The organism is Synergistaceae bacterium, assembly GCA_017444345.1.
Lineage (GTDB): Bacteria > Synergistota > Synergistia > Synergistales > Aminobacteriaceae > JAFUXM01.
Map to the genome: position 1 here is coordinate 1 of JAFSWW010000121.1, position 2,732 is coordinate 2,732.

At 40.4% G+C, this 2,732-nt stretch carries 5 protein-coding genes; all 5 read right to left on the bottom strand.

Annotated elements, in window-relative coordinates:
- Positions 1 to 776, bottom strand: a 776-nt coding sequence (locus IJS99_09500; protein ID MBQ7562045.1) for a site-specific DNA-methyltransferase, incomplete at its 3' end; no start/stop codon positions are given.
- A 40-nt stretch (positions 777 to 816) separates the two neighbouring features.
- Positions 817 to 1,095: a hypothetical protein gene (locus tag IJS99_09505; protein MBQ7562046.1), complete on the bottom strand. Its 279-nt coding sequence runs from the start codon at positions 1,093 to 1,095 to the stop codon at positions 817 to 819.
- Between the two features lie 175 nt (positions 1,096 to 1,270).
- Positions 1,271 to 1,429 carry a hypothetical protein gene (locus IJS99_09510; protein MBQ7562047.1) on the bottom strand — a complete coding sequence of 53 codons (159 nt, stop codon included), beginning with the start codon at positions 1,427 to 1,429 and terminating at the stop codon, positions 1,271 to 1,273.
- Positions 1,430 to 1,598: 169 nt separating this feature from the next.
- Positions 1,599 to 2,135 carry an ImmA/IrrE family metallo-endopeptidase gene (locus IJS99_09515; protein MBQ7562048.1) on the bottom strand — a complete coding sequence of 179 codons (537 nt, stop codon included), beginning with the start codon at positions 2,133 to 2,135 and terminating at the stop codon, positions 1,599 to 1,601.
- Positions 2,136 to 2,137: 2 nt separating this feature from the next.
- On the bottom strand, positions 2,138 to 2,497 hold the full coding sequence (locus tag IJS99_09520) for a helix-turn-helix transcriptional regulator (protein ID MBQ7562049.1): 360 nt from the start codon (positions 2,495 to 2,497) through the stop codon (positions 2,138 to 2,140).
- Positions 2,498 to 2,732: the final 235 nt, after the last annotated feature.

Here is a 2,732-nt window from a genome sequence, read left to right on the forward strand (position 1 = left end):
AAATTACAAACCTGCAAACTCTCTATAACTTCCTGAGCGTGCATAGAGGCGTGCCACACGTAAGCTACATCACCGGGAAATAAAGCCCATGCCTCGCGCCAGTCCGCTTTATCATCGTTTAACACTTTGCCCGTTCTCAGAGCTTGCGAGTCTCGAATCTGATTCCTCCATGCAGGATCGTAATTCACCCCGTACGGCGGATCTGTAATCATTAAGTGAGGCTTCTCACCTTGAAGTAATTTGCTCACTGTGTCGGGGTCTGTGCAATTACCGCAAATTATTCTGTGTTCTCCTAACTGCCAAATATCGCCGGGCTGTGATACCGGGTTCTTGACTTCTTCAGGCAGTAAATCTTCATTCTTAGGCGTTTCGGCTATGTCCATACGCAGGCGCAATATTTCACGAGACTCAAAGCCTGTTGATTCTAGTTCAAGTCCGTAATCATCGCGCAATTTCAGCATTTCTGTCTTGAGTAAATTCTTGTCCCACTCTGAATCTTCGGCCAGTCTATTATCAGCTAAGATATATGCTTTTCTCTGCGCTTCCGACAAGTGCGAGGCTCGGACACAGGGTACTTCAGGCATATTTATTTTCAGAGCGGCTAAAACTTTTGCATGACCGGCTATTATGACATTTTCGCAATCTATCAAGACCGGTAAGACAAATCCGAATTCCTGAATACTTGATATTAATTTCTCTATCTGCTTTTCGTTATGAATTCGGGGGTTGCCTTCATACGGCTTTAACTCGGAGACGCTTAAATACTCGATTTGCATTTTTCACCTCGTAGGAAACCGAAACGCTTAAAAAATTTTTTTATAAATCCGTCCCGCTGGTCGAGACAAGACGCACAGATCCGTCAAGCTCCTCGTGAATTATCATCTTGACTAAACGCTTCTCAGGGTTAGCAACTACGTAATGCATCAGAGCTAATATCTTGTAATTTGTGCCATTGACTGCCTGACTTCCTAAATAGGCTACAGGTTCATAATCTGCGCCGGTTAGTCCGCTCGTTACCGCCGTGAATGCTGTCTGTACTTTCTGGGGGAGATTACAGCCTTTTACTTCGTCTAAATTCCATCCGCCTAATATCATGATAATCACTCCTGAATAAAATTTTGCGCATTAAAAAAAGAACTCCGGTTAAAGAGTCCTTTTTCGTCTACTTTTCGCAATGATAATATTTTAGCGCATTTTTTTATTTGTAAAGCACTTTATAAACGCCGTTAAAATGGTATTGCGTTTTTTTTGCGACAAAATCATTAAACAATTAATCTTTTGCTCTTACTAAGAAAGCCCAGCAATTGTAACCGTAATCCCACGCGTCCAGTCTGCGTTCTGAATTTCTGACCCTGCGAAACCTGCAAAATACCCAGCGCATACCTTTGGGAGCTGCCTCACCTACGAGAGACATTAAATTTTTCTTCATCTGTGGTATCTCCTTTCTAGGGCAGAAATTTTTATGCTTGCTAAGATATGAGATTGAATTTAAAATAATTTAAAATTAATCGTTAACTATAAAATCAATCAACAAATCTTAGGGGTACTAGCTGCCCTTCTATTTCCCTTCGCTGTGTGGAGACAAGCCGCCATCTTATCTAAGCACAGCGTAATTTTTTGTATAAAGCTCTGAATTGAGCGTTGGCTGCTTTATAAGACACCTTGCATTCGTAAGCAATATCTTCAATCATCATGCCTTTAATAAGTTTGATCGGAGCTAATAACTCACCAGCAAAAACATCAGCTTGCCACTCGGAATCCTCGTAAATTTTCATGCTGACCTGCTCATAATTTTTCGCCATAGGAACGCCGTGATGCATAATCAAATGTCCTATTTCGTGAGATATAGTCATGCGGTCTTTCCCTACGTGATCACAAGCTCCGTTGTAAACAGCTTCTTCAATCTGTATCAGCTTCTGATCCGGATAAGTTATAGCTCTCGCTTTTAGAGTTCCATCTTCTACGATTTCGTAATCAAAATCAGGAATAATCATAGAAAGTTTATGCTCAAGAAAATCCATAACAGGAAACGGAATAACATTACTAGAATAGCCGGAAATCTTACGAATTCCCCAAGCTATGGATTCTATTTCTGAACGACTCTTAGGGGGAACTTTTATACCTTTTTCATACACTATTAATCACCTGCCTTTGATAAAATCTTTAAAATTTCTACTTTGTCTTCCGGACTCAGATCAGGGAAGCGTTTAGCAAATGTACATACAAGACATCTGTCTTTCGTATTTACTTTTGATAAATCGAGACTTAATTTTGACACAGACCCTTCAACTGCCTCATTCAAGGAAATACGAGCCTCATCATCAAGCCGATACCGGTCGCAAATTTTGCCTACAATGCCGTCAGGGATACTTTTACGTCCTGTTTCTATAGAAGATAGGAAGGCTGAAGATACATCTAGTGTTCCCGCCATATCTCTTAATAAAAGCCCATTATCTATCCGGAACTTGCGTAACCATTTTCCGAAGGCATTTAACATAATGCTCGCTCCTTTCTTATTTTAAATAATTTTAGGTGAATAAATTTTACTCTATCAAGTTAATTTTATCAACTTATAAAGATTAATTATTTATGCCCGGAATTAAATAAAAATTATCGCCATCACCGGGAGGCATTAATATCATCTCCGCTAATTTCTGGGAAAATTCCCCCCTGTATTTCGTAACCGTTCGAGGCGCAAGACTGTAACGCGCGGCTACATATCCAAGCCGGGA

Excerpts from the sequence above, each read along its gene's own strand:
- IJS99_09505 (MBQ7562046.1), bottom strand. The coding sequence starts at position 1,095 with ATGATATTAGGCGGATGGAATTTAGACGAAGTAAAAGGCTGTAATCTC.
- IJS99_09510 (MBQ7562047.1), bottom strand. The coding sequence starts at position 1,429 with ATGAAGAAAAATTTAATGTCTCTCGTAGGTGAGGCAGCTCCCAAAGGT.
- IJS99_09520 (MBQ7562049.1), bottom strand. The coding sequence starts at position 2,497 with ATGTTAAATGCCTTCGGAAAATGGTTACGCAAGTTCCGGATAGATAAT.